General features: G+C 51.8%; 28 protein-coding genes and 1 pseudogene. 26 read left to right on the plus strand and 3 right to left on the minus strand.

Annotation, left to right across the window (positions count from 1 at the left end; translation table 11 throughout):
* Nucleotides 1–142: 142 nt before the first annotated feature.
* From AC4EYZ_RS04025 to AC4EYZ_RS04050, 6 genes are all read left to right on the plus strand, one after another.
* Complete coding sequence (locus AC4EYZ_RS04025) at nt 143–649, plus strand: cupredoxin domain-containing protein (protein ID WP_427768896.1); 507 nt, start codon at nt 143–145, stop codon at nt 647–649.
* Between the two features lie 14 nt (nt 650–663).
* On the plus strand, nt 664–1,329 hold the full coding sequence (locus tag AC4EYZ_RS04030; protein WP_427768894.1) for a response regulator transcription factor: 666 nt from the start codon (nt 664–666) through the stop codon (nt 1,327–1,329).
* Nucleotides 1,316–2,650, plus strand: a complete 1,335-nt coding sequence (locus AC4EYZ_RS04035; protein ID WP_144815969.1) for a sensor histidine kinase — start codon at nt 1,316–1,318, stop codon at nt 2,648–2,650. The genes AC4EYZ_RS04030 and AC4EYZ_RS04035 overlap by 14 nt, the downstream gene beginning before the upstream one ends.
* Nucleotides 2,651–2,718: 68 nt before the next feature.
* Entirely contained in the window at nt 2,719–4,572 is a 1,854-nt protein-coding gene (locus AC4EYZ_RS04040; RefSeq protein ID WP_144815965.1) for a copper resistance system multicopper oxidase, read from the plus strand.
* Between the two features lie 9 nt (nt 4,573–4,581).
* A complete protein-coding gene (locus AC4EYZ_RS04045; RefSeq protein ID WP_008957453.1) occupies nt 4,582–5,346 on the plus strand; it encodes a copper resistance protein B in 765 nt (254 codons plus the stop codon).
* Between the two features lie 130 nt (nt 5,347–5,476).
* Nucleotides 5,477–5,893: a hypothetical protein gene (locus tag AC4EYZ_RS04050; protein WP_139041537.1), complete on the plus strand. Its 417-nt coding sequence runs from the start codon at nt 5,477–5,479 to the stop codon at nt 5,891–5,893.
* 160 nt (nt 5,894–6,053) lie between these two features.
* On the opposite strand, the gene AC4EYZ_RS04055 is transcribed toward AC4EYZ_RS04050, so the two are convergent.
* Together AC4EYZ_RS04055 and AC4EYZ_RS04060 are read right to left on the minus strand one after the other, a co-directional pair.
* Nucleotides 6,054–6,422 (minus strand): four-helix bundle copper-binding protein, encoded by a 369-nt coding sequence (locus tag AC4EYZ_RS04055; protein ID WP_232774902.1) that lies wholly within the window; start codon nt 6,420–6,422, stop codon nt 6,054–6,056.
* Nucleotides 6,423–6,803: 381 nt separating this feature from the next.
* The gene (locus AC4EYZ_RS04060) at nt 6,804–7,526 is read right to left on the minus strand and encodes a cytochrome c biogenesis CcdA family protein (protein WP_144815962.1); all 723 of its coding nucleotides are present in this window, start codon (nt 7,524–7,526) and stop codon (nt 6,804–6,806) included.
* Nucleotides 7,527–7,773: 247 nt separating this feature from the next.
* On the opposite strand from AC4EYZ_RS04060, the gene AC4EYZ_RS04065 reads away from it, so the two are divergent.
* The 10 genes and pseudogenes from AC4EYZ_RS04065 to AC4EYZ_RS04110 all read left to right on the plus strand — a co-directional run bounded on the left by AC4EYZ_RS04065 (nt 7,774) and on the right by AC4EYZ_RS04110 (nt 16,019).
* A complete protein-coding gene (locus AC4EYZ_RS04065; protein WP_427768890.1) occupies nt 7,774–8,409 on the plus strand; it encodes a peroxiredoxin in 636 nt (211 codons plus the stop codon).
* An 80-nt stretch (nt 8,410–8,489) separates the two neighbouring features.
* Nucleotides 8,490–8,897 carry a heavy metal-responsive transcriptional regulator gene (locus AC4EYZ_RS04070; protein WP_427768888.1) on the plus strand — a complete coding sequence of 136 codons (408 nt, stop codon included), beginning with the start codon at nt 8,490–8,492 and terminating at the stop codon, nt 8,895–8,897.
* Between the two features lie 80 nt (nt 8,898–8,977).
* Nucleotides 8,978–11,452, plus strand: coding sequence for a heavy metal translocating P-type ATPase (locus AC4EYZ_RS04075; RefSeq protein ID WP_427768886.1), 2,475 nt, complete (start codon nt 8,978–8,980; stop codon nt 11,450–11,452).
* Between the two features lie 33 nt (nt 11,453–11,485).
* Nucleotides 11,486–11,611, plus strand: a complete 126-nt coding sequence (locus AC4EYZ_RS04080) for a hypothetical protein (protein WP_258955997.1) — start codon at nt 11,486–11,488, stop codon at nt 11,609–11,611.
* Nucleotides 11,612–11,676: 65 nt separating this feature from the next.
* Nucleotides 11,677–12,507: a thiol:disulfide interchange protein DsbG gene (dsbG, locus tag AC4EYZ_RS04085; protein WP_427768884.1), complete on the plus strand. Its 831-nt coding sequence runs from the start codon at nt 11,677–11,679 to the stop codon at nt 12,505–12,507.
* 61 nt (nt 12,508–12,568) lie between these two features.
* The gene (locus AC4EYZ_RS04090) at nt 12,569–13,246 is read left to right on the plus strand and encodes a TVP38/TMEM64 family protein (protein ID WP_427768882.1); all 678 of its coding nucleotides are present in this window, start codon (nt 12,569–12,571) and stop codon (nt 13,244–13,246) included.
* A gap of 90 nt (nt 13,247–13,336) precedes the next feature.
* Nucleotides 13,337–13,864, plus strand: a complete 528-nt coding sequence (locus AC4EYZ_RS04095; protein WP_035586998.1) for a DsbE family thiol:disulfide interchange protein — start codon at nt 13,337–13,339, stop codon at nt 13,862–13,864.
* A gap of 67 nt (nt 13,865–13,931) precedes the next feature.
* On the plus strand, nt 13,932–14,744 hold the full coding sequence (gene lgt / locus AC4EYZ_RS04100; protein ID WP_008958484.1) for a prolipoprotein diacylglyceryl transferase: 813 nt from the start codon (nt 13,932–13,934) through the stop codon (nt 14,742–14,744).
* Nucleotides 14,741–15,283 (plus strand): protein-disulfide reductase DsbD N-terminal domain-containing protein, encoded by a 543-nt coding sequence (locus AC4EYZ_RS04105; protein ID WP_008958483.1) that lies wholly within the window; start codon nt 14,741–14,743, stop codon nt 15,281–15,283. Before lgt ends, AC4EYZ_RS04105 begins: the two co-directional genes overlap by 4 nt.
* Nucleotides 15,284–16,019 (plus strand): annotated as a pseudogene (locus AC4EYZ_RS04110) (sulfite exporter TauE/SafE family protein).
* Here the strand turns inward: AC4EYZ_RS04110 and AC4EYZ_RS04115 are convergent.
* On the minus strand, nt 16,016–16,441 hold the full coding sequence (locus tag AC4EYZ_RS04115) for a MerR family transcriptional regulator (protein ID WP_008958479.1): 426 nt from the start codon (nt 16,439–16,441) through the stop codon (nt 16,016–16,018). The pseudogene AC4EYZ_RS04110 and the gene AC4EYZ_RS04115 sit on opposite strands and share 4 nt — an antisense overlap.
* A 245-nt stretch (nt 16,442–16,686) precedes the next feature.
* Here AC4EYZ_RS04115 and AC4EYZ_RS04120 point away from each other — a divergent pair, with 245 nt between their 5' ends.
* The 10 genes from AC4EYZ_RS04120 to AC4EYZ_RS04165 all read left to right on the plus strand — a co-directional run bounded on the left by AC4EYZ_RS04120 (nt 16,687) and on the right by AC4EYZ_RS04165 (nt 24,025).
* Nucleotides 16,687–16,923: a hypothetical protein gene (locus tag AC4EYZ_RS04120; protein ID WP_190374062.1), complete on the plus strand. Its 237-nt coding sequence runs from the start codon at nt 16,687–16,689 to the stop codon at nt 16,921–16,923.
* A gap of 100 nt (nt 16,924–17,023) precedes the next feature.
* On the plus strand, nt 17,024–17,464 hold the full coding sequence (locus AC4EYZ_RS04125) for a DUF411 domain-containing protein (protein WP_008958477.1): 441 nt from the start codon (nt 17,024–17,026) through the stop codon (nt 17,462–17,464).
* 14 nt (nt 17,465–17,478) lie between these two features.
* Nucleotides 17,479–18,027 (plus strand): TlpA family protein disulfide reductase, encoded by a 549-nt coding sequence (locus tag AC4EYZ_RS04130; protein WP_008958476.1) that lies wholly within the window; start codon nt 17,479–17,481, stop codon nt 18,025–18,027.
* Nucleotides 18,028–18,039: 12 nt separating this feature from the next.
* The gene (locus tag AC4EYZ_RS04135; protein WP_008958475.1) at nt 18,040–18,423 is read left to right on the plus strand and encodes a hypothetical protein; all 384 of its coding nucleotides are present in this window, start codon (nt 18,040–18,042) and stop codon (nt 18,421–18,423) included.
* A 15-nt stretch (nt 18,424–18,438) separates the two neighbouring features.
* Complete coding sequence (locus tag AC4EYZ_RS04140; RefSeq protein ID WP_008958474.1) at nt 18,439–19,182, plus strand: cytochrome c biogenesis CcdA family protein; 744 nt, start codon at nt 18,439–18,441, stop codon at nt 19,180–19,182.
* Between the two features lie 23 nt (nt 19,183–19,205).
* Nucleotides 19,206–20,072: a WD40/YVTN/BNR-like repeat-containing protein gene (locus AC4EYZ_RS04145; RefSeq protein ID WP_008958473.1), complete on the plus strand. Its 867-nt coding sequence runs from the start codon at nt 19,206–19,208 to the stop codon at nt 20,070–20,072.
* A gap of 52 nt (nt 20,073–20,124) precedes the next feature.
* Complete coding sequence (locus AC4EYZ_RS04150; RefSeq protein WP_223828032.1) at nt 20,125–20,535, plus strand: c-type cytochrome; 411 nt, start codon at nt 20,125–20,127, stop codon at nt 20,533–20,535.
* A 1,370-nt stretch (nt 20,536–21,905) separates the two neighbouring features.
* Nucleotides 21,906–22,082, plus strand: a complete 177-nt coding sequence (locus tag AC4EYZ_RS04155; RefSeq protein ID WP_008958470.1) for a DUF2933 domain-containing protein — start codon at nt 21,906–21,908, stop codon at nt 22,080–22,082.
* A 40-nt stretch (nt 22,083–22,122) separates the two neighbouring features.
* On the plus strand, nt 22,123–22,467 hold the full coding sequence (locus AC4EYZ_RS04160) for a hypothetical protein (RefSeq protein WP_022522184.1): 345 nt from the start codon (nt 22,123–22,125) through the stop codon (nt 22,465–22,467).
* A 220-nt stretch (nt 22,468–22,687) separates the two neighbouring features.
* A complete protein-coding gene (locus AC4EYZ_RS04165) occupies nt 22,688–24,025 on the plus strand; it encodes an APC family permease (RefSeq protein WP_008958468.1) in 1,338 nt (445 codons plus the stop codon).

A 24,025-nucleotide genomic window follows, 5' to 3' on the forward strand; every position in this document is an offset into this window, starting at 1 on the left:
AAAAAAGGTCCCGAAATAAGGCCTTGCGCTTGCAAGTTTTCGTGATAGCTACTTATCCGGCAGGTCATATTTTTACTGTAGGTTCAGGCTCGTTTCAGGTTAACACCGTATAAAGAACGGGTGACAATAACCTCTGAGGTAAATGACCATGCGCTACACTCTTTTAACAACGTCTTTGTTTGCCCTTTCATTAAGTCTGATCACGGGCGCGGCGCTGGCTGCACCCGGCCACGGCGGTGGTGGCAATAACCTAACCGAGGCTGACGTTGACCGCACGATCAGCCTTGAGGCTGGCGATATGTGGTTCGACCCTGAAGAGCTAGAACTGGCGGCTGGGGAGGTGGTTAAATTTGAAATCACCAACACCGGCAATTTAGAGCATGAATTTGTGATTGGCAGTAAAGAAGCCCAGGAAGAGCATCGTCAAATGATGCTAGACATGGCAAATGGCGAAGGTCATGACATGTCAAACATGTCACAAGGTGAAGGCCACGATATGGCCAATATGAGCATGGCAGGTGTCACCATTGCGCCTGGTGAAACCGGGACTTTATTATGGAGTGTCCCTGACAATGTTAACGAGCTAGAGTATGCCTGTAACATTCCTGGTCATTATGAATCCGGCATGTACGGTAATTTTTCTCTCTAATCTGACGCAGACCCATGAAACTGTTGCTACTCGAAGATGATGATTTGTTAGCAGAAAGCTTGGCAGAGAGTCTCAAGGACAACGGTTACCTGGTTGATTTGGCCGCTTCATTGAAAGCGGCCAAGTCGCTGATGGCAACCGAGGATTATGAGCTGGCTATTTTAGATGTCGGTTTGCCCGATGGGTCGGGGTTAGATCTTCTCGCTCATTGGCGCAAGCAGAAGCGCAGTACGCCTATTTTGATTTTGACGGCGCGCGATACCTGGGAAGATAAAGTTATCGGACTTGAAACCGGAGCCGATGACTATCTCACCAAGCCTTTCCACGAAGCCGAACTTATGGCTCGCCTGAAGGCCTTGTTGCGTAGGCAGTCTGGCCAGTTATCTCATGTGATTACGCTTAACGGTGTCTCGTTGGATGAGGCGGGTCAACGCGTGTGCTTAGAAGGAGAAACGTGGCGTTCGCTAACAGCAACGGAGTTTCGATTACTGCGCTACTTAATGCTTCATCCAGACCGTATTCACTCGAAAGATCAGCTACTAGAGCAGCTCTACGCCTTGGATCAGGACGCTGCCGCACCTAACTTGGTGGAAGTCTACATCGCTCGTCTGCGCCGTTATCTAGGCAAATCAATTATCCAAACTCGCCGCAGCCAGGGGTATTTCTTTGCTTCACATTGATCGGCGCAGTTTACGTTTTCGACTACTCGCCTGGCTAGGAGGCGTGGCACTATTCGTAGTGGTGACGACCTGGCTACTGCATGGCATATTGTTACAGAATCTTGCTCGGGATTTTTTGGGTGAGCGTCTTCAGCGCGAAGCCGACCATGCCGTCACGCAGCTTGAGCAAGGTGAAGCCGCCGTGCCTGCCGCGCTTGACTCGGTTAGCCAAGGCTATCAAGTCTTTCATCATCTCTACGTACTCCGCTTCAACGGCTCGGTCAGCGCTTCCGACCCACAATGGCAGCAACAGCTGGCTCCGCTGCTAGATGAAAGCGGCAATGCTCTAATAGACGTGAATCGCGGCGAGCAACACATGCTCGTCTATCGTCGCCATTTTGAATGGCAGGGCACGCAGGGTGTGCTGCTGGTGGGTGAGGACTTCTCTCAAGTAGAAGCAGGGCTTGCAACATTGCACTGGTGGGTCGGTGGGATTGCCAGCGTGCTGTTAGGAATGCTCATCATACTCAACATGTTAGCGGTTAATCGTGGACTTAAGCCACTCTGGCAACTGCGTCAACAGCTTGAAGCATTGCGAGCGGGCAAACGTGATCGCTTGTCATTAATAGCCCCTTCTGAGCTAGATGAATTAGTCGACCAGTTGAACTGGTTTATGGATGACATTGACCTTCGCTTGAAGCGCTCCAGAGAGTCGGTCGCGAACCTATCACATGCATTAAAAACCCCGCTGGCAGCCGTTACCCAAGTACTGCGTGGCAATCGGCCCATTGATGAAACCCGACGCCATAAACTGCTCAGCCGTATTGAGGATATTAACGCCCAGCTGGATGCGGAGCTGCGTCGCTCACGTATTGCAGGCCCTAACGCGGGGCGAATGGCCAACGTCACGCGTGATAGTTCACGGCTCATCGAGATGTTCCGCAGCCTTTACCCTGAGCGTATCTTCAACCTCGCCCACTCGGCAGGCGAGAAAGACCAAGTGCCTATTGAGGCTCACGACTTTTCTGAAATATTAGGCATCGTGCTCGATAACGCTGGCAAATGGTCGAATAGGTGCGTTAATTGCGATATTGCCGTCTCCGCAACCACACTCACGCTCACCATTGATGATGACGGCCTCGGCGTTGCAGAAGAGGATCTTTCGCGCTTGGGAGAGCGTGGCACACGACTGGATGAACGCCGTCCCGGCTACGGCTTAGGCCTGTCGATTCTTGCGCAGCTAATTGCCCGCTACTCAGGGCACTCGTATTTTGAGCGCAGTCCACTGGGTGGACTGCGCGTTACGATTATCCTGCCTCTAGCGGGTGAAGTAGCTAATTAATCATTATTCAGCTTTGTTTCAGGTTCTTCCATCAAGATGGTGTCATTCATCATTGATGGGAGTTACACATGGCACGCTCAAGCATTATTTCTCACCCGCTTTCTCGCCGGCAAGTCCTAAAAGGCGGTGCTGCCTTAGGGTTAGGTTCCGCTGCCGCAATGGGGCTAACTCCCGCCTGGGCAAACCCCTGGGGCCGTACGAATGTCTATGCACAGGGCGTCGAAGAAGGGCCCGAGATATCACTGGCTATCCGCCGTGAATCCATTCCGATTGACGGACAAGAAGCCCACCCTATTAGCATTAACGGTACTAGCCCTGGCCCACTGATTCGTCTGAAAGAAGGTCAAGACGCCGTACTGCGTGTTACCAACCTGCTGGATGAGTCCACGTCGATCCATTGGCATGGCCTCATCTTGCCACCGGAGATGGACGGTGTGCCTGGGGTCAGTTTTGCAGGCATAGCACCTGGTGAAACCTTCACCTACCGTTTTCCTGTCCGCCAGAACGGTACCTACTGGTACCACAGCCACTCCGGCTTGCAGGAACAGCTCGGCCACGCCGGGCCGTTGATAATTGACGCCGCCGAGCGCGAACCCATCCGCTACGACCGTGAGCATGTGCTACTGCTCACCGACTGGACCTTTGAAGACCCCATGTCGGTATTTCGTAATCTGAAAACCATGGAAGGCTATTACAACTTCCAAGAGCGCACGATTGCTGATTTTTTCGCCGATGTTCGCGAAAAGGGTTTCTCACAAACCGCCGAGATGCGCGGTATGTGGGCCAAAATGCGCATGAGTTCTCGGGATATCGCCGATGTGACCGGCAGTACTTATACCTACCTGCTTAACGGTCACTCCCCCCAAGAAAACTGGAATGCGCTGTTCAAGGCTGGTGAGCGGGTACGACTACGCGTGATTAACGGGTCGGCGATGTCATACTTTGATGTACGTATACCTGGTTTGAAGATGACCGTCGTTGCTGCCGATGGCCAGCCAGTGCAACCCGTGCCTGTTGATGAGTTCCGTATTGGCGTGGCGGAAACGTACGATGTGCTTGTTTCACCAGAAGATGATCGAGCCTATACCATCTTCGCCGAAGCCATGGATCGGAGTGGCTACGCTCGCGCCACGCTAGCCCCGCGTGAAGGCATGCAGGCGGAGATTCCCAAGCGCCGCCAAATTGCCGACCGCGGCATGGAAGCCATGGGCGCTCATGGCATGGGTGACATGGAAGGTATGGATCATTCAGGCATGTCGAATATGGAAGGTATGGATCACTCCAATATGCCGGGAATGAGCGGTGACGATGCTGGTATGGAAGGCATGGATCACTCTAATATGGAGGGGATGGATCATTCCAACATGGAGGGCATGGATCATTCTAATGTGGGCGGCATGTCGGGCGAGCAGGCGAAAGTCGGCGAAAACGGCATTCTCATTGCCGGTGAAGCCCAGCCCGGCTCTCGCTACGACCAGGCGGGCATAGGCATCGACCCCAACGAACGTCGAGTACTCGTCTACCGCGATCTTAAAGCCTTCACGCCATGGCCTGACCGCCGCGAACCAGGCCGTGAGCTTGAGCTGCACCTGACCGGCAACATGGAACGTTACATGTGGTCGTTCGACGGCAAGAAGTTTAGCGAAGTGACCGGCCCAATCCATTTTGTGAAAGATGAGCGGCTGCGCCTAATCCTGATCAACGACACCATGATGGAGCATCCTATCCACCTCCACGGTATGTGGATGGAGCTAGAAAACGGTCAGGGCGAGCTAATTCCGCGCAAACACACCTTGAACGTTAAGCCCGGCGAGCGGGTTTCGGCACTGATTACGGCAGATGCTGAAGGCAGTTGGGCGTTCCATTGCCACCTGCTTTATCACATGGATGCCGGAATGTTCCGCGTTGTTCAGGTTTCTTAAGGAGGCAGTATGAAAACTAAGCTTTATTTTACTGGCATTAGCTTAGCGTTTGTCATGACCACCGCTGCCCATGCGGAAGATGGTTACGACGCGCCGAAAGATTGGCCAGCGCCCACGATGGAACACAATATGGGTATGGCGCTCTTTGATCGTCTTGAATATAGCGTACCCGATAACGGCGAGGAGGCCGTCGTGTGGGACTTTCAAGGCTGGTATGGCGGTGATATCAACCGTGTTTACCTGAAGTCAGAGGGCGAGAATGTCCAAGGCGACGGTGAAGATGCTGAGTTTGAATCCCTGGAACTACTCTATAGTCGCCTAGTGGCTGATTTTTGGGAGTTACAGGGGGGTATCGGTTACCAAGGCGGTGTGTTCTCCGATGATCACGCCGAACGCACCTATGGGGTTGTCGGCCTACAAGGTGTGATGCCCTACGGCATTGAAACCGACGTTGCTATGCAAGTGAGTGAAGATGGCGACGTGGCCGCTAGTTTTGAGGGCGAGTACGATCTGCGCCTGACACAGCGGCTCTACCTACAGCCGCGCACCGAAATTGCCGTAGCTGCCAGCGAAGTTGAGGAATTTGGTGTGGGTGAGGGCCTTAACTCAGTGCGTGTCGGCATGCGCCTGGGCTACGAAGTGACCAGACGCTTTGCGCCTTACGTGGGCGCTTACTGGGTAAAAGAGTATGGCGATACCGCCGACCTATCTCGTGCTGGTGGGAATAATACCGAAGATACCGGCGTGGTGGCAGGTGTCAGGTTAATGTTTTAAATCGTTAAGCACTCTATAACTTGCGCCACCGGAAGGTGGCGTTTTTTTTGCTAATAAACCACTAAATTCAGCTTCAATTCATACTCTAAGGTTATTATTAAATTGTAAATAACCAACGGAGTAAACCACCATGAAAATTAAAGCAATTGTTTTTAGTGCAGTAGTAGCAAGTATCTTCTCTACACCTGTATTAGCGAGCTTAGGCAATACAACACAGGATCTTCCCTTACTAGAAAGAGGCGTATCTTCTACACAGATGCTTGCTCAGGGGCAATCGAAGCGTTTCAATATTAACATTGAACAAGCGACTACACTGAAAGTAGCGAGTGAGCACTTCCCAGGTTTTACCAGCACTGGCAACCGCATTTCAGCTGTGCTTTATGACAAAACTGGAAAACAAGTAGCAGAAGCGTCCAGTCCACGGGGTCACTTTGAACTTGTTCGTCAGCTGCAACCGGGCAATTATCAGCTTGAGGTGACAGGTAGCTCAATGGGGGGCACTAAGGAAAATAGCAATAACAGTTATGAACTACATGTCGCTTACTAAGCGACATTATTAATTATAACTAATTCAAAAGGGGTTCGCAAGCGAGCCCCTTTTAGATATTAAAAAAAGCAAACACCAACATTTGAAAGCCTCAGTTAATGTATATAACCCCCTAGAAAATGACGCCCAGCCGAAGCGCTCGCCCCGGCTGGCTTGAAGCTTAGCTGGCCATTGCGGCACATTCTTCAGCGCAGCGATGACAAGCTTGAGCACACTCTTGGCAGTGAGGTGCATCATGTTTTGCACACTCATCACCACATTTCTTACAAATGTCGGCACATAGACGGCAGATCTCGTGTGCAAACTCACTTTCTTGTGCCATAAATGAGGCAGCTAACCGACAAATTTGAGCACATTGCATGTTAAGGCGAATACATTCCGCCATCATTTTTACGTTGTCTTCTTTTAGGCACTCAGTTGCACACTTGTCACAATAAGCAGCGCATACGTGACAAGCTTCAATGCAGTTTTCATATTTTTTTAAGTCCATCTCGGTTCTCCATTTTTTAAACCATATTTTATTTACCATAGTTTCTGCTTGGCATGATAAAGCTAGAACAACCCAAAAGAAAAATCAAGGAAAGGTAATCTGATAGATACTCACGAAATATAAAGATAAACCAGGTAGCTGTGCGTTACTTGCCATAATTTTTATTATTCAGCTAGGATTCAGGAAGGCCTACTATAATAAATGTTTTTTTCAAAAAAACACTGAAGCGTTCGCTGCGCTTGTACGTTACCTCGCCACGAGCTCCTAATTAAAGTAATTAGGTGAAGAACTAAATTAATAGTGAAAGCAATTAAGCTCTAAGCATTATAAAAATAATCTCCTTTTAGGAGACTAGCTCAGCCTAATCAGCTTCCTAAGGAGTCAGTATGAAAATTAATCTCTACTTCTCTGACGGCCTGGCTACCCCAGGGTCGCCAGGGAGGGGAAAAGGTCAACCATGATACTTGAAAGCCGTGTCATATACCCCGTAACGATAGCAATACCCATCAGGATCACAATCGTGCCCGCCACGGGGCGAGCATAGGCACTCCACCTTCCCAGGCTTTGCCGATGCAGAGCAAATCGGTTAATCAGTAAAGTGCTGGCAAGAAAAGGTAGCGCCAGTCCTGCCGAGTAGGCACTTAGATAAATCATTCCAGCCTGGGCACTAGCAGCATTAGACGTGGCCATCAGAATAGCGCCTAGTATAGGGCCGATACAGGGGGTCCAACCGATGGCAAAAGAGACCCCGAACACTGTCGCCGACAGCGGGGAGCCACCCTGGACATTGGGTGTGAACTGAAAGGTACGCTGGAATAGCGGCAATCGGAACACGCCGGTCATAAAGAGGCCCAGCACGATCACCGCCGAGCCGGCAACCCAGTTGAATTCTTGGCGATACCCTCGCATCAGTTGCCCGATACTACTGGCGCCGAGCCCGAGTAGGATGAACACGATGCTGAAGCCGAAGACGAAGAAGGCACTGAGGGTCAATGCCTCTAACCGCCTGTCGGCTTTACCGGCACTACCGCCTGTGACCACCGAGAGGTAGGCCGGTAACAGGGGCAGCGTGCAGGGCGAAAAGAAGGAGACCAATCCGCCGATAAAGGCACCGACCAAGCCGATGGAAGAGAGAGATTCCAATGTGTTATCGCAACTTAAGTTATGGAGACAGACAACAAGGGTATTGATACCAATCCCATGGTGCTACCTCATATCATGTCCATTTTAGCGCCGTAAGAATTTTAAGGCTTACAGCTGCTTTAAGGTCAACCTTTATTGGCAAATTATTTGTCTCCTACCGAACTGCAAATATTACACATCACGCTTGACCTTAAAGTTGACTTCAAAGTTATGGTGGCCACTCAATGAATGACATGAGGACATTTCCATGACGCTACAACTGGGCGAGACAGCACCAAACTTCACGATCGAATCTACGCAAGGTACGGTCAACTTTCACCAATGGCTTGACGACAGCTGGGCGGTGCTGTTCTCGCACCCCGCTGATTTTACGCCAGTATGCACCACAGAACTGGGCGCGTTTGCCAAGCGAAAGCTCGAATTCACCCAGCGGGGAGCCAAGCTGGTTGGGGTTTCGGTGGATCCACTTAGCTCTCACCACGACTGGGCGAGGGATATTGAACAGACTCAGGGCGCAGCTCTGAACTACCCCTTGCTGGCTGACGAAGATCAGGTGGTGGCGAAGCTGTATGGAATGATTCACCCGAAAGCCGATCCTAAACTGACGGTGCGTACGGTCTTCATCATCGATTCTGACAAGAAAATTCGTCTCACTTTGACGTATCCGCCCAGCACTGGACGTAATGTCGACGAGATACTGCGTGTTCTTGATTCGCTGCAGTTAACCGACAAACACAAAGTGGCCACGCCCGTTAACTGGCAAAACGGTGACGATGTCATCATCTCGCCATCGCTATCAAATGATGACGCCAAGCAACACTTTCCCGAAGGTTGGAACACTAAGACACCCTACCTTAGGGTCGTGCGCCAACCGAAGCAATAGGAGCCTCGGCCGGTGTATGAGGCATATCAACTGAGTCAGGGTATTGGACGTTCAGACTAGCAATGTCGTGAGGTAACGTCATGCAAACACTAAGTATCGGCGAGCTTGCCGAACGAAGTGGAGTCGCTAGCCAGGCGATTCGATTCTACGAAAAAGAGAAACTTATGCCTCCTCCGAGGAGGACCGATGCCAACTATCGGCGTTACCCATTAGTAGCCGTGGATCGGTTGCAGTTTATCGTTCATGCCAAGCAGTGGGGCTTCACGCTACAAGAGATTCGGGAGCTGTTAATGCTTCAGGATGCTAATGGCGACCGGGCACAAGCTAAACGCATCGCCGGCGAGAAGCTGCATAAAGTGCGCGAGCAGATCAAACACCTCACGCGGATTGAAGCCGTATTATCGAAAACATTGAGTGAGTGTGCAGGCGAAGGGCCTATGCAGGAAGGCTGCCCGATTGTTGAAGCTATCGCTGAGCAGACTGAATGATTGGGCATTTTCTCGACAGCGAACATGGGAATCAAGTTTGCCTATCGGGTCGTCGATAAATTAACAGGGAGATCGTCATTATGACGCAACACGTCGGCATTGAGATTCGTGGTATGTCCTGTGCTTCCTGTGTTGGGCGTGTGGAGCGTGCACTCAGCCAGCAGCCAGGCGTGATCAACGCTCAAGTAAACCTCGCCACACAGAAGGCGGCTATCCAGGTCGAAGCAGGTACCGCAACCGCTAACCTACTCAATGCCATTGAAACGGCGGGCTATCAACCGGTGGTAGAAAGCCTCGACATACCCGTCACCGGCATGAGTTGCGGATCTTGTGTCTCTCGGATTGAGCGAACGCTAACGAAGCTGCCCGGCATAGTGGAGGTGAGTGTTAACCTCGCCACCCAGAAAGCCTTCGTTCGTTTCCTGCCGGGAGTCGTTTCGCTACTGCGTATTCAGCATGCCATCCGCGAGGCAGGCTATGAACCACAGGATACCGATACGCCGCCACCGACGGACAGCGAGGATCGGGAGAGAGCTGAGCTTCGCCGCCGAGTCGTGCTCGCGGCAATATTCACGATTCCGGTAGTCATCATCGCCATGGGGAAAATGATTCCCGCTTTTGACACGCTGTTAACAAGTCTAATGCCGCATCGCGCCTGGATGGGCGTCGAGTGGTTATTAGCGACACCGGTGCAGTTTTATGCAGGTGCACGCTTCTATCGTGCCGGCTTCGCCGAACTCCGGCATTTTAATCCGGGCATGAACAGCCTCGTCATGATCGGCTCGAGCGCTGCCTACTTCTATTCGGTCGCCGCCCTGCTGGTGCCCGCGCTCTTCCCCGTCGGAACCGCCGTGAGCTATTTCGAAGCGGCAGCGGTCATCGTGACGCTAATTCTGCTCGGTCGCTATTTTGAACACATTGCCAAAGGTCGCACTTCCGAGGCGATCAAGAAGCTTCTGCAATTACAGGCGAAAACTGCCCGTGTCATCCGCGAGGATGAAACCGTCGAGCTGCCTATCGACGCCGTCGTCACGGGCGATCGTATTTTGGTTCGCCCAGGGGAGCGTGTTCCAGTCGATGGCATCGTTGAAGAGGGTCACTCCTACATTGATGAGTCGATGATCAGCGGTGAGCCAGTGCCGGTCGTCAAACAGAAGGATTCCGAAGTCGTCGGTGGCACTATCAACAAGAACGGTGCACTTACCTTTCGGGCCACGCGAGTCGGTGCCGACACCGTGCTGTCGCAGATCGTCAAGATGGTGGAAACGGCCCAAGCGGAGAAGCCTCCCATCCAGCAGTTAGCCGACAAGGTTGCTGGTGTGTTTGTTCCCGTGGTCATCACTATCGCCACGATTACCTTTGCAATCTGGTTCGCTTTCGGACCGGCGCCTTCCTTATCCTTTGCCTTCGTCACTACCGTTAGCGTACTGCTAATTGCCTGCCCCTGTGCGATGGGCCTGGCCACCCCAACGGCCATCATGGTCAGTACCGGGAAAGGGGCCGAGATGGGAGTGCTATTTCGCAAAGGGGCGGCGCTTGAAACGCTGGCTAAGATGAATACGGTAGTGCTGGACAAGACCGGCACTTTGACCCAGGGGCGCCCCGAGCTGACCGACTTCGAAGCGATCAACGGCCATGAGAACGAGGTGCTGCGACTGGTCGCGGCGGTGGAAGCTCAAAGCGAACATCCCATCGCCGAGGCCATTGTCCAGGGCGCTAAGGCCCGCGGGCTGGAATTACCCTCAATCAGTCGCTTTAGTGCCGAGCCTGGCTACGGCATTGAAGCCGAGGTCGACGGCCACTTGGTGCAAGTAGGAGCTGATCGTTACATGCGTCGGTTGGAAATCGAGCTCGGCCAGGCAGAATCACGCGCCAAGGTGTTGGCCGAGAGCGCTAAGAGCCCGCTCTATGCCGCGGTAGACGGTCAGCTTGCTGCAGTCATCGCGGTGGCGGATCCCCTTAAAGAAGGCTCTGCCGAGGCTATCGCAGCACTCAAAGCGCAAGGGCTGGACGTGACCATGCTCACCGGCGATAACCGTGCCACTGCCGATGCTATCGCACGGCAGGTTGGCATCCAGCAGGTTCTCGCCGAGGTGCTGCCCGACCAGAAAGCGGCAGAGATCCGGCGTCTCCAAGCGGAGGGCAAGCGTGTCGCTTTTGTGGGAGATGGAATCAATGATGCACCCGCGTTAGCGCAGGCCGACGTGGGCATTGCGATCGGCACTGGTACCGATATCGCCATCGAGTCCGGCGATGTGGTGCTGATGAGTGGCGATTTGCGAGGCATCGTCAATGCCACAGCGCTCTCCAAGCGTACCCACCGGACCATTATCGGCAATTTCGTTTGGGCCTATGGTTACAACGTAGCGCTAATCCCCGTGGCGGCGGGTGTGCTCTATCCGTTCATCGGCGTATTGCTCAGCCCCATGCTGGCGGCGGCGGCCATGAGCGTTTCCAGTGTTTTTGTGCTGACTAACTCGTTGCGGCTACGCCGTTTCACATCGGATACCGGCAATGCCACACCACGTCCAAAAGATGCTGTTCATCGCGCCTAAACCAAACACCGTCGTGTTAACGAGGAATTCAAAATGATGGGAAGTGAAAGCTGCATGTGGGGTATGGCAGGGATGGGCCTAATAGCGATCTTGTTGATTATTGCGCTGGGGCTTGGTGTTGCTGCGCTTATCAAGTACCTGTTTTTTAATAAGAAGTGATGAAGCTGGCAACCGAATACAGTCGTCCCCCTTGGGTAGATCAGAAACTAATAAAGAGAGCATCCATGAGATATATCCTACCTATCACTTATTGCCTAACTGCTGCAGGTCTGTTAGGTCTTATAACGTTGCCTGCGTTGGCGCAGGAAGCAAGTACTGATACCAATGAGAGTCATCAGGCCAGCAGTGCCACGAATACTGAGTCTCCCTTGCCCAAGTCGATTACCGCATTGGTGGATCAAGGGTTCACCTTCCATGGCAGCTTCGAAGCGCCTGACGGTCTCCAAGGCTATGCCTTGTCTTATGATAATGAGCCTATGGCAGCTTATATCTCCTCCTCTTCCGACTACGCCGTCATTGGTACGTTAATCGACCCGCAGGGCAATGCCGTTATGGAAAGCCAGCTTCAGGCTCTGGTGCTGGACCCCATGCTGGAAGCTACCTGGAGTGCGTTTGAAAACACTCGTTTTATCTCGGAGGGGAATGATGATGCATCGCATATTGTGTACACACTAACAGACCCCAACTGCCCCTACTGCAACGCACTCTGGAAAAATTCGCGCCCGCTCATTGAGCAAGGCGTGTTACAGCTTCGTCACGTGCTGGTCGGCGTGCTATCAGAGGACAGTCTTCGCAAAGCTGCTGCAATCCTTGAATCCGACAATCCGGCCAGCGCTCTCGAAACTCATGAACTGGAATTTCGCAATGGCGGCATAAGGCCGGTGGAGCCGTCGGAGGAGAGTCAAGCGCTTCTTAGAAATCACGCCCAGATCATGCGTGAGGCCGGTGCTACGGGAACGCCGACCAGCTACTACCGTGATGAAGCCGGGAAAGTGCAGCGTATCAATGGCGCAGTGTCGACCGATCAGTTTCGCGAAATATTGGGCGTTGAATGATACACCATAACGGTACAGGGCTGAGATGCGAGTCTCCCCAATCACAACCACTGAGATGCACATGGCAACCAAGCTTAGCGTAAAGCAAACGCTCTTTTTGGGGCTCACTCTATTGATGGGCTTGGCGGCCCTTTATTGGATTCTGATGGAGACCGGCGCCTTGACGGTCTTGACCGACAAGCAGGCCTTGCGTGAGTGGGTTGATAGGCTGGGCGTCTGGGGGCCATTGGCCATCATCTTTATGATGATGACGGCCATTGTCATGAGCCCGATTCCCAGTGGGCCGATTGCGATGGTGGCTGGTGCGCTTTACGGCCCGGTTTGGGGGACGGCCTATGTCGTTATCGGTGCCGAAGCCGGTGCTCTGCTCGCTTTCTGTATTGCTCGTTTGCTCGGCTATGAAGTGATGCAACGCTGGCCGCGTACGCGGCCCATCTTCAACTGGCTGGGAAAGGAGCGCTCTCAGACAGGCTTGATGCTCATCGTTTTTGCATCCCGATTGGTGCCCTTCCTTTCGTTTGATGCCGTCAGCTATGCGGCAGGTATCACCCCCCTGTCCTTCTGGCGCTTTTTGATCGCCACACTGGCCGGCGTGATCCCCACGGCATATCTAATTGTCATGTTCGGCGAAGTGCTGATTACGGCCGACTCCCGTGGTCTCACAATCGCGCTGATTCTCATCAGTGGCATTACATTGCTGCCGCTGCTGGCGAAACGCTTATGGGCTCGACAGCCATGACCGATAGCAACCGAGTGCTCTAAATCAACTTCCGTAAGCACTAACAATGCTCAGCAGGCACTTACCCGCTACTACCTGTGAGACGTATACGTGAAATCTCGGACATTGCTATTTTTACCCCTATTGGGCTTTTTTGGTTTGAGCTTTTTCTTTTATCAGGGCTTATCAATGGATCCTAGCGCCAGAGATTCCCCCTTGTTAGCTCAGCCGTTTCCGGCCTTCAACCTGACGACGCTGGAAGACCCCTCAAGGGTCGTTGATGAATCTCTTTTTAAAGATAAGGTGACATTGGTCAATGTTTGGGGAGAGTGGTGCCCCACTTGCAAGCATGAAATGCCGCAGTTATTGGACTTAGCCGCGCGAGGCGTCCGCTTGGTTGGCATCAACTACAAGGATACCCAGGCAAAGGGACTCGAGTTTCTTGACGAGTTTGGGAATCCTTTTGAAGTCAATATTTTTGATCCAGAGGGTAACCTAGGTTTTGAGCTAGGTGTTTATGGCGCACCCGAAAGCTATCTGGTCGATACCGAGGGCACTATTCGTTACAAACATACAGGTTACATAACTTCTGAAGATGTTGAGCGAGTCATCCAGGAAGTCGAGAAGTGGAAACGATAAAACGGCTCTTAAGACGCAATAATTTTTGTTGATGACTCCAACAGTAACGATTGATTAAGGAAGATATATGCTGCAATACCCTCAAATCGACCCGATCGCCATCGCCATAGGCCCTCTTCAGATTCACTGGTATGGCTTAATGTATGTAATCGGGCTAGTGGCCGCTTGGTGGTTGGGTCGGCGTCGCGCCCACCGACTCGGCCTAAGCCACGATGATATAGGCGACCTGATCTTCTACGCCGCCATCGGCATCATCGTTGGCGGCCGCCTTGGCTATGCACTGTTTTACGGGCTCGAACAACTGCAAGCCAACCCCCTTTGGTTACTAAAAATCTGGGAAGGAGGCATGAGCTTTCATGGCGGCCTTGCCGGTGTGTTAGTGGCTGCCTGGCTGTTTGCTCGCAAACATCAACTGGCTTTTATTCAACTGACCGACTTCATTGCTCCGTTAGTCCCCATCGGCCTGGGAGCGGGTCGCCTCGGGAACTTCATCAATCACGAGTTACCGGGGAGAGTTAGTGATGTACCTTGGGCAATGGTGTTTCCATCCATGATGGAGCTGGGCCCAGAGCCACGGCATCCTTCGGCTCTCTACGAGTTTGCCCTTGAAGGTGTCGTGTTGTTTGCCGTGCTGTGGTGGCTATCGCGCCGACCACGTCAGCGGGGCCTCATCTCTGGGCTGTTCCTGCTTCTGTATGGAGCCTTCCGTTTCATCGTAGAGTTCGTGCGCCTCCCCGACCCTCAGTTGGGATTCATCGCTTTTGGCTGGTTAACCATGGGGCAGCTACTGACACTACCAATGATCGTCGCGGGCTTTGCTCTGGTCGCTTGGTCCAGAGGTCAGCCAATGGATAAGCCAAAGGCGGCGTTAAACTCATGAAACAAGTCTTCGCTTTTCTAACGGTGGCACTCTTTATAGTCACCCCGGTAGCGGCACGTGAAGAGATGTTTGAGGTTGGTGACAAAAGTTCCCCCTTTAACCGTTCGCCCCAACGTGACTTTCTACCGGCTAAAGAAGCCTTCCGAACCACCGCCTGGCGAGACGATGATCGAGTTTATATCGGCTTCACCGCCGCCGAAAATTACTACCTTCACCGGCATCAGTTCGCGATTGAGAGTCTCTCTCAAGATATCAATTTCGGTGAGTTGGCTTTGCCTCCTGGCGAGCCAATGTCGCACGCGTCTTTAGGGAACATTAACGTTTTCTACGATCAGGTGTTGGTGAGTGCGCCCATCGAGGCGAGCGACACCGTTACCGGGCCGCTGGCCATCATGGTGACCTTTCAGGGCTGTTCCGACCAAGGACTCTGCTATCCACCCGAACAGGTCGAACTCGTATCACCGTACGGTTCGCCTCCGGCGGCCTTCACCATCAGCCCCTCCCGTGATACGGCGGGTAGCTCCAAAGGTGCCCCTTAAATGAATCCCGCCGACATGAGCCTGCCGCCGCTGGCGGCGGCCTTCGTCTTCGGCTTGCTGGGAGGCGCGCACTGTATCGGCATGTGTGGCGGCATCATGAGTGCCCTGACCTTTGCTGTGCCCCCCAGCATGCGACAGCCGAGGCGTTTAGCAGGTCTGTTGCTCGGCTATAATTTAGGTCGTATCAGCAGCTACATGATCGCTGGTGCCTTGGTGGCCCTGCTCGGTTCCGTGCTCAACCATGCACTGGACAGCTTCGCCCTGGTGTTGCGTATCCTGGCGGCGGTCATGTTGATACTAATGGCACTGTATATCGCCAACTGGTGGAAGGGCTTGCTACGTATCGAGGCACTGGGGCGCGTCCTGTGGCGCCGCATCGAACCAATAGGCCGTCGCTTGATGCCTGTTGTAAAAGTACCCCAAGCATTCGCACTTGGCTCGCTATGGGGCTGGATGCCCTGTGGGCTAATCTATTCGATGCTGGCCTGGAGTCTTGCTGTAGCCGAGCCATTGCGTGCCGCCGCGATGATGGGGGCCCTTTGGGCTCGGCACCTTGCCTGCCGTCCTAGCGACCGGAGTGGCAGCGCGCCGTGTCTCAATATGGATACGTAGCCCCGCGACTCGTACGCTAGCAGCGCTGCTGATTATTACGTTTGCCGTCTGGCAACTCTGGCATCTGCAATCCATGATAGGGATGATGGATACGCACAGTGCCATGACTTCGCCGCATCACTAATGATTACTTCGCGAATCATTAGCCTCGAAAACTAATTTACCTGTCCCAAGCGATTCGATTAGTTCCTTCAGACTGAAGCTTTCAGTCATCTTGTCTTGGTTCATGTTATCTAACCATCGCTCTATCACCTGGAGTTCTTGGGTCCGCAAGTTCAGACGTCGCCTTTGAGTGGCGAGTGGTACTGGTTCATTAAACTCTACGGTGCCTTGATCCGCCCAAGATAATATTTGTTTGATCTCTGGAAGACTAACGCCCAGCGAACGCAGGCAGTCGATAAAACGTAGGCGCCCCAAGGACTCTATATCGTAGAGTTGATAACCGTTGCGCGGGTCGCGGTGCGGTTGCAACAACCCTTCCCTTGTATAGTGACGTACTGTTTCTGCCGTTACCCCTCCCGTCTGAGCCAGCTCGGAAACTCGCATTGGCTTACCCTCATTTGTTTACTCGTAGCCAGCTTACAACCGCCAGGCTGCCCAAAGGTCAAGTCTTCAATTGAGCGTTTATGGCAAACCTTTCGGTTGTACATCGAAATTTAAAATGAGGCCTTGACCTTAAAGTCTGCTTTAAGGATATCTTACAAAAGCACCTCTGCCACAAGGTAAAAACCGTAATCAAGTCCTACCACCAGCTCGTTTGGCAGAGTGATTCACACACGGAGGAGAGTGTCATGCGTAAACGTAATACTGCGATCCTGTTTACCGCCATTGTTGCTGCCAGTAGCTTCGGAGCTAGCTCGCTTCTTGCCCAAGAAGAGAATCAGCAGGAGCCGATGGAGGGCAATGACATGCATAGCAATATGATGCAAGAAGGTGGTATGCACGACATGATGGGCGATATGAAATCCGTGATGGAAAAATGTAACGCCATGATGGAAAACATGCAGCATGAGAACGACGACGCTTGAAACGACTCGGATGGGGTTGCTTGTACGCAAGCAACCTTTTTCTTATGCGGGCAGCGTCAATGAGACCTTCCGCCCTGTTAACTAACCGGACACTCAATATATGAAACATTGGCAAGCGTTAGCTGTTACGTCTTTGCTGGCTTTTCCCGTATCGGGATTGGCGGCTGATATATCAGCGACCCTCTACAAAAATCCCAATTGCGGGTGTTGTGCCGAATATGCCAAATATTTGGAACAAAACGGCTTCGACGTGGAGACGGTCGACACCCATGATCTAGTGGAAATGAAAGCCGAGTATAACGTCCCTGAAGAACTGCATGGCTGCCATACCACGGTCGTAGGAGACTATCTCTTCGAAGGGCATGTGCCTGTTGAGAGTGTGACCCAAGTGCTTGATGAAAAGCCCTCTATCATAGGGCTGAGTGTGCCGGGAATGCCGCTTGGCTCACCGGGCATGTCGGGAGAAAAACGCGGCCCGCTCGAGGTCTATGCCATAGCCTCGCAACCGACCGATAGCCCCGACATTTACGCGACTCACTAAGGGATAGTGTGGCGATGAAACTACCCATCCTGGCAGGATATCTCGTAGCCGTATTTCTGATGACTGCCACATCCCTTGCCATGGCCGCCCCGTCAGAAAGCTCAGGGCCACAAGGGTTTCTTCTCTGGGCCACCCCCAACGACGTATCGGAAATCAGTTTCGAGGATAGCGGCGGCACCCCTTTAACGTTGGCTGACTTTGAAGGAAAACTGATTTTACTCAACATCTGGGCAACATGGTGTGGGCCTTGTCGAGAGGAAATGCCCACTTTAGATGCCCTCCAGGCTGAGCTTGGCAGCGATAATTTTGAAGTGGTCGCCTTATCGATCGACCGTAAGGGGATCGAGATTGTTAATGAATTTTATCAAGAGATAGGCATTGAGCATCTGGCTCCCTATATAGATAAAACCGGGATGGCTAGTGCAGATCTTGGGGCTGTAGGTATTCCCACGACGCTGCTACTTGACCGCCAAGGCAAAGAAATTGGGCGCCTCGTGGGGGAAGCCGAGTGGAACACTCAAGACATGATCGACTTTCTTACCGAAATGATTGCAACCAGATAATGAGGTAGCACCATGAGTTGTTGTGACGACAAAACCCAACAGAGCAAACAAAAATCGGGGCTACAAGGCCTGTTGACAGGGCCTCGCGGCCTGATGTTGCTGGGTGGCGTGGCAGTGGCTGGCGGCCTTGCTTTTGGCTGGGATAACCTGGTCTTGCTCGGCATCGCGCCTATTCTATTGAGCCTATTGCCATGTCTCATTATGTGCGGATTAGGCCTATGCATAATGAAGTGCAAAGACAAAAAAGGTGAAGCGACCGAGCAAAGCGACGCTACCAATGTTCAGGCCCAGGTAGAAGACGCTTCAGAAGTGAATGCCGACACAGCGCCCACCACTCACCAAATAGTAGATCAAAGCGAGTCAATCAAGCAGTCCTCGTCAAAATTCCAAGCCTAGCATAGGTAAAGGATAATGCTTGAAGTAGCCAATATAGGACTTGCCACTGCCTTTCTGGCAGGCCTGATCTCGTTTATTTCGCCCTGTGTTTTGCCACTTGTGCCTGGCTATCTTTCATTCATGACCGGCCGCTCGCTCGGACAACTACAGGAAGCGGATAGACGAGAGCGTCTTCGGGTATTAACCCAGTCAATGTGGTTCGTGCTCGGTTTTTCAACCGTTTTTTTGATGCTGGGAGCCAGTGCCACAGCCATTGGTCGTCTGCTGTTGGTGTATCGCCAAGAAGCAAACCTAGTCGGTGGCCTTATCGTCATCCTGTTTGGTGCCTTCATGACCGGGCTCATGCCGTGGCGCTGGTTTCAGCAAGAATGGCGGTTTATGGGTCGACTGAAGGACGTCGGCGGAAGCCGCAGTGCGGCTTATCTGCTTGGTTTAGCGTTTGCATTTGGCTGGACCCCCTGCATTGGCCCGATTTTGGGTGCCATTCTTACCGTCAGCGCTTCCACGGCCAACGCCTGGAGCGGCATGGCGTTGCTCGGCGTTTATTCTTTGGGTCTGGGTGTGCCCTTCATGCTGAGTGCTATTTCGCTCGATCGCTTCATAAAGCACCAGAAATTCCTGCGTCGCTGGGGGCATTTCATACATATAGCGGCTGGGTTGATCATGATTCTGATGGGTAGCTTAATGATCACAGGCAAACTATCCGAGCTGTCATATTGGTTATTGCGTACTTTCCCTGCCCTAGGTGTTATCGGCTAATCGTTATTTAAGGAAATATTGAAATGCACATGATCGTGAGTCGTTTTTTACGTGTCTTCTTACTGACAGGCTTGGCCGCAGTCAGCTTTGGCAGCGCCATTACGGCCTTGGCAACTGAAGAAGGGTTGCTTGCACTGCAATATGACGTAACAGGCAAACGACTGTTTAAAATTGAGGCTAACCAACTATTCCAGCGTGCCGATGAAGGCATGACCTGGAATGCGATTCCCTTGCCCGAAGACGTGAATGAAGGCCAGTTGCGCGCGGTATCGGTCCCCTCCACTGATCCGCAAGCGCTCTATATCGCAGGCCCCTCAATCGGGGTGCAGCGTAGCACCGACAATGGAGAAACCTGGCAAGAGCTTAGCGCTAACCTACCTAGCCGAGAGGTTACTGCGCTAGCTGTACATCGCCGTCAGAACGAAACACTTTATGCGGTAATTGAAGAAGACGGCATCTACCAAAGCGAGGATGCTGGCACCACCTGGAAAAAAATGGACAGTGGTCCTTCACAAAAGATTAACCGACTCGTCCACTCTGACATGGAAGGCAGCATGCAGACCGGCTGGCTCTACGGGGTATCGGACGATGCGGTGCGTCTATCGATGGACTGCTTTTGCGGTTGGAGACCGACCGGAGCACTTGATGCTGGCAGCGTCTATGATGTGGCTTATAGCCTTGGCAACCCAAAGCGAGTCTATGTGGTTACACAGCAAGGACTATGGCGTAGTGAAACGGGTGGTCAAGAGTGGCAACAAGTAGCTGGTGACGGCACAGAGCTCGTTGCACTCACACTCTCCGCCAAAGACACTCTCTATGGTTTAAACCAGAAAGGGGAACTTCTACACAGTGAAGACGAAGGCCAATCCTGGACTTATCCCGATGCGTAAGCACTGTTTTTTCACTGCCTCATGGCTGACGCTAATGGTTGTGGGGCACGCCATGGCTGAGGACCGTCCTTTTTCAAGCGATACTCCTCAGCTGGAAGACGGAAAAAGAGTTTACCGACAATACTGTGCTAGTTGCCACGGTACACAAGGCGAAGGCATGCCCAACTGGGAAGAGCAAAATGCTCTAGGCGAGTTACCTGCTCCACCACATGGGCCAGAGGGCCATACCTGGAAACACTCTGATGCCATGCTCTACCGAATTATTGCCGAGGGTTGGCGCGACCCCTGGAATAAAACCGATAGGCTAACGATGCCAGCGTATCAGGAAGTTTTGGCTCCCAGCGAGATACGAGATGTGGTGAATTATCTCAAGATATTATGGACACAAGAGCAAAGGCGTCACCAAGCAGACGAAAGTATTGAGAACCCCTTTCCAATACAAACTGGAATACCCCCAGAGTAAATAATAGTGTCTATGCCCTATAACAAATTTTCTTAGTCACCTTATGGGTCACCACACTGTTAGCTACCGTCTCAACCGCCCACTTGTGTTATTAAGTAGAAAACAACCTCTTGGTCCTTTTAACTCCGACAAACCTGCTCCCGGCGAATGCTAGCCCTTACTTAGAAAACCAACTTCGCATTGTCAGCGAATAAATATACACTTTAGCGAATCTCAAATGTTTATGTTGAGACATGGAAGTTAACAAATTTCATATAAAATAAACTTATTACCTAACGACTGAGGCGCCTTCAGGCTTAGTAAGATTGACTGGCTCACTTCACAATAAAGTTTTCGTCGCGCCACATATTTGATCTGAAGGCTGTGGAAGGGAGTTAGATTATTATGTTAGGTAAGCAATATAGTGTTAATAAACAACTAAGAGGTTCATAACGGTGACAACGACCCACTCCAGCGCTCGCGCTTATGGTTGCAAACAGGAGAGTACATATGTCCGTTTGGCTTGTAGATCGTTGACCTGCTCGTGCACATGGGCCTTAGGTGAACGTAAACCTGCTGACTTCGCGATAAGAGATTGACGCGTTTACAGAGCAGGAACATGTCGATACGATTTCCCAGGGATATCTGGGCTATGAACGTATTGGCGGCTATGAAGAGCTTCATGAGCACCTGGGAGTTAGCGTTTCAGACCCTAATGCGACCACCTATCGCCCTGTGCTGGCAATTTTTGCCACTGCGTTACTCATCGATTTTTCTGCCAGTTGGGAGGTTCAGTGCATAATATTCACTGCACGCGTGCTAGAGTATGCCGTAGCCACAGCGATCATACCCCCGGGTCTGCAAAAGCTGCAGGGCGTAGCGAGCTTTAGCGCCATGTTTCTCAACTATGACCTGCACGCCCAGCGCCAAGTCCCCTTCAGTTACGTTTACCTTCACGCCTAGATACTTCCGAAGCTACTAATTGCTGGCCGATACGCTTATCTGGCTGGCTGCGCCACTGGCGCTATTCGTTGGCACCGTGTGACAGGTTCTGTCTTTAAAGCGATATACCTCGATAAACGTGAGCTCAAGTGCGCCTGTGTCGGCAACAGTAATACCCATTAAGCTTTGTATCGCTCACCGAAAACCTAATGATGATGGGAATGAGGCTATGGATACCGCTTGGGTAATTATCGCCTACTTTTTGCGAGGCGCTTGATCAGGATCATATTTCCCTCCGATGCTGTTCAGGTTGCGTTCAGACAAATCATCCATGCTGTTATTGGGGTTATTTATTTGATTTTTCCCAAACCAACGGCCTTAACTGCTGTTGGCTCTTTGGGCGAGTTACTGAGGTGATTATGAGTAACAGTACAAGTAGTCGTTTGCTGATGTTGTGGGTGCCACTTGCTGGGTTTGTCATTTGGGCGGGATACCTGATTGGAACCGAGCACCGTCTCCACCTATTTCAGTTCTTACCTTTCCTCTTTTTGGCAGCATGCCCACTGATGCATATTTTCATGCATAAACACCACGGCGGTCATAAGGACAAAATAGACAAGGACTGAACCACTCTATATATACATGTACGCGCCTGGGAGAAAGACCATGAAAACGACACAACAAGAGCACCGCTTGGGTGTTTCCAAAAACACACTGGTGACTCGGAATTTAAAAATCAAGCCTAGTAAATCCAAACGCATTGAAGAAGCGCTGTCAGATATCGACCGACTCTATGGAATGGATAAGGTGGTCTACAACGAGAAAAACCGAAATATCAGCCTTGCTTACGATGCGCTGAGGCTCTGCATCGATGACGTTGAAAAAATTCTCAAGCTCCATGACATACAGGTCAGCGCTGATCGGTGGAACCGCTTTAAGAAGGAGTATTACCGTTTCGTCGATCAGAACGTTAAAGACAACGCTAAACAGGAACCTTGGAGCTGTCATTAATAGTCATAACGGCTACATGACACAACCAGGAGCAAGACTAGCTAGTTTAGGGTAAGAGCTGCTTGCCTGTGGCCTCGCAAAATCAGACCTTCCGTTAGTCATTTGCCATGTGGCTGCACATAGGTTCTATATTTAATTTATATAGCATCAAAAAACACCGCACAGGAGTCCTCGGCAGTTATTGCTGCTGTGGTTGCCGTTAATACAAGGAGTCGCTTTCATGGTTGGGCAGGATAGAACGCCACAATATAAAGAAAACAGTCTTTCGTTGGTCGGTGCCGTTGCATTAGGCACCGGCGTGATGATTGGGGCCGGTATTTTTGCGCTAACCGGCCAAATGGCCGAAATGACTGGTCGGCTATTTCCTCTAGCCTTTCTGGCCGCTGCCGTCATTGTCTCTTTCAGCGCTTATTCTTACGTTAAAATGTCCAATACCTTCCCATCAGCAGGTGGGATTGGCATGTATTTACAGAAAGCGTATGGCCCGACGCTTCCCACCGCCTTTCATGCCCTCCTGATGTATTTTTCCATGGTGATCGCACAGAGTTTTTTGGCGAGAACGTTTGGTTCCTACACGCTTGAGTTGTTTGACCTGGGGGATCGTTCACTATTTGTGCCCCTACTCGGGGTTGGTTTACTGCTAATAGCCTTTTTGATCAATTTATCCGCCAACCGCTTGATCGAGACCGTCGCCTCGGTGCTCGGATTTATCAAAATAGGTGGCATTATAGTGTTTGGTATTGTCGGCGTGTTTATTGCCGACTCCATCGAAATGGGTGCTGGCAACGATGCACCTACGCCTACGATAACGGGCTTTTTAGGTGCTACGGCGCTCGGCATACTGGCATTTAAAGGCTTCACGACGATTACCAATAGTGGTTCGGAGCTTAAAGATCCTAAGCGGAATCTTGGCAAAGCTATCACGATCTCGATTGCGCTATGCGTGGTGATCTATGCCCTTGTCGGTTTTGCCGTTGCCAGCAACCTATCTTTGCCTGAAATTATCGAAACCCAAGACTACTCCCTGGCCGCCGCTGCCCGTCCCGCACTGGGTGAAGCGGCAGTTGCGTTTACCGTCATTCTCGCCATGTTGGCAACGGCGGGCGGTATCATCGCCAGCGTCTTTGCCGTTTCACGCATGCTCGCCATGCTGACAGAAATGAAGCTGGTTCCTCACCGCCATTTCCACATGCCCGGCAGTGTACAAAAGCATACACTGGTGTACACCATCGTATTTGGCTTAGTGCTCACCGCTTTTTTTGACCTGAGCCGCATCGCAGCATTAGGCATCATTTTCTACCTGATCATGGATATGGCCATCCACTGGGGTGTGCTTCGTCATCTCAAGGACAGAGTGGGGGCTAATCCTGTTATTCCTAGCATTGCCATACTACTAGATGCTGTCGTGTTAATCGGCTTTTTATGGGTAAAAGCCATCTCGGACCCCATGGTGCTCATCGTTGCTGGCGTAGTAATGGCTACTCTTTTACTCGGCGAATGGATTTTCCTATCCAAACGCGACGCTTCAAACGATAGCGAGCACTCTCACACTCATTAA

This window comes from Vreelandella sp. 162(4c) (assembly GCF_058152265.1).

Coding starts and splice junctions, on each gene's coding strand:
- AC4EYZ_RS04160 (WP_022522184.1), top strand. CDS start 22,123: ATGAAAACGACACAACAAGAGCACCGCTTGGGTGTTTCCAAAAACACA.
- AC4EYZ_RS04090 (WP_427768882.1), top strand. CDS start 12,569: ATGGCAACCAAGCTTAGCGTAAAGCAAACGCTCTTTTTGGGGCTCACT.
- AC4EYZ_RS04105 (WP_008958483.1), top strand. CDS start 14,741: ATGAAACAAGTCTTCGCTTTTCTAACGGTGGCACTCTTTATAGTCACC.
- AC4EYZ_RS04080 (WP_258955997.1), top strand. CDS start 11,486: ATGATGGGAAGTGAAAGCTGCATGTGGGGTATGGCAGGGATGGGCCTA.
- AC4EYZ_RS04130 (WP_008958476.1), top strand. CDS start 17,479: ATGAAACTACCCATCCTGGCAGGATATCTCGTAGCCGTATTTCTGATG.
- AC4EYZ_RS04040 (WP_144815965.1), top strand. CDS start 2,719: ATGGCACGCTCAAGCATTATTTCTCACCCGCTTTCTCGCCGGCAAGTC.
- AC4EYZ_RS04155 (WP_008958470.1), top strand. CDS start 21,906: ATGTTGTGGGTGCCACTTGCTGGGTTTGTCATTTGGGCGGGATACCTG.
- AC4EYZ_RS04145 (WP_008958473.1), top strand. CDS start 19,206: ATGCACATGATCGTGAGTCGTTTTTTACGTGTCTTCTTACTGACAGGC.
- AC4EYZ_RS04120 (WP_190374062.1), top strand. CDS start 16,687: ATGCGTAAACGTAATACTGCGATCCTGTTTACCGCCATTGTTGCTGCC.
- AC4EYZ_RS04055 (WP_232774902.1), bottom strand. CDS start 6,422: ATGGTAAATAAAATATGGTTTAAAAAATGGAGAACCGAGATGGACTTA.
- AC4EYZ_RS04030 (WP_427768894.1), top strand. CDS start 664: ATGAAACTGTTGCTACTCGAAGATGATGATTTGTTAGCAGAAAGCTTG.
- AC4EYZ_RS04125 (WP_008958477.1), top strand. CDS start 17,024: ATGAAACATTGGCAAGCGTTAGCTGTTACGTCTTTGCTGGCTTTTCCC.
- dsbG (WP_427768884.1), top strand. CDS start 11,677: ATGAGATATATCCTACCTATCACTTATTGCCTAACTGCTGCAGGTCTG.
- AC4EYZ_RS04165 (WP_008958468.1), top strand. CDS start 22,688: ATGGTTGGGCAGGATAGAACGCCACAATATAAAGAAAACAGTCTTTCG.
- AC4EYZ_RS04050 (WP_139041537.1), top strand. CDS start 5,477: ATGAAAATTAAAGCAATTGTTTTTAGTGCAGTAGTAGCAAGTATCTTC.
- AC4EYZ_RS04025 (WP_427768896.1), top strand. CDS start 143: ATGACCATGCGCTACACTCTTTTAACAACGTCTTTGTTTGCCCTTTCA.
- AC4EYZ_RS04150 (WP_223828032.1), top strand. CDS start 20,125: ATGGCTGAGGACCGTCCTTTTTCAAGCGATACTCCTCAGCTGGAAGAC.
- AC4EYZ_RS04140 (WP_008958474.1), top strand. CDS start 18,439: ATGCTTGAAGTAGCCAATATAGGACTTGCCACTGCCTTTCTGGCAGGC.
- AC4EYZ_RS04065 (WP_427768890.1), top strand. CDS start 7,774: ATGACGCTACAACTGGGCGAGACAGCACCAAACTTCACGATCGAATCT.
- AC4EYZ_RS04075 (WP_427768886.1), top strand. CDS start 8,978: ATGACGCAACACGTCGGCATTGAGATTCGTGGTATGTCCTGTGCTTCC.
- AC4EYZ_RS04045 (WP_008957453.1), top strand. CDS start 4,582: ATGAAAACTAAGCTTTATTTTACTGGCATTAGCTTAGCGTTTGTCATG.
- AC4EYZ_RS04135 (WP_008958475.1), top strand. CDS start 18,040: ATGAGTTGTTGTGACGACAAAACCCAACAGAGCAAACAAAAATCGGGG.
- lgt (WP_008958484.1), top strand. CDS start 13,932: ATGCTGCAATACCCTCAAATCGACCCGATCGCCATCGCCATAGGCCCT.
- AC4EYZ_RS04115 (WP_008958479.1), bottom strand. CDS start 16,441: ATGCGAGTTTCCGAGCTGGCTCAGACGGGAGGGGTAACGGCAGAAACA.
- AC4EYZ_RS04070 (WP_427768888.1), top strand. CDS start 8,490: ATGCAAACACTAAGTATCGGCGAGCTTGCCGAACGAAGTGGAGTCGCT.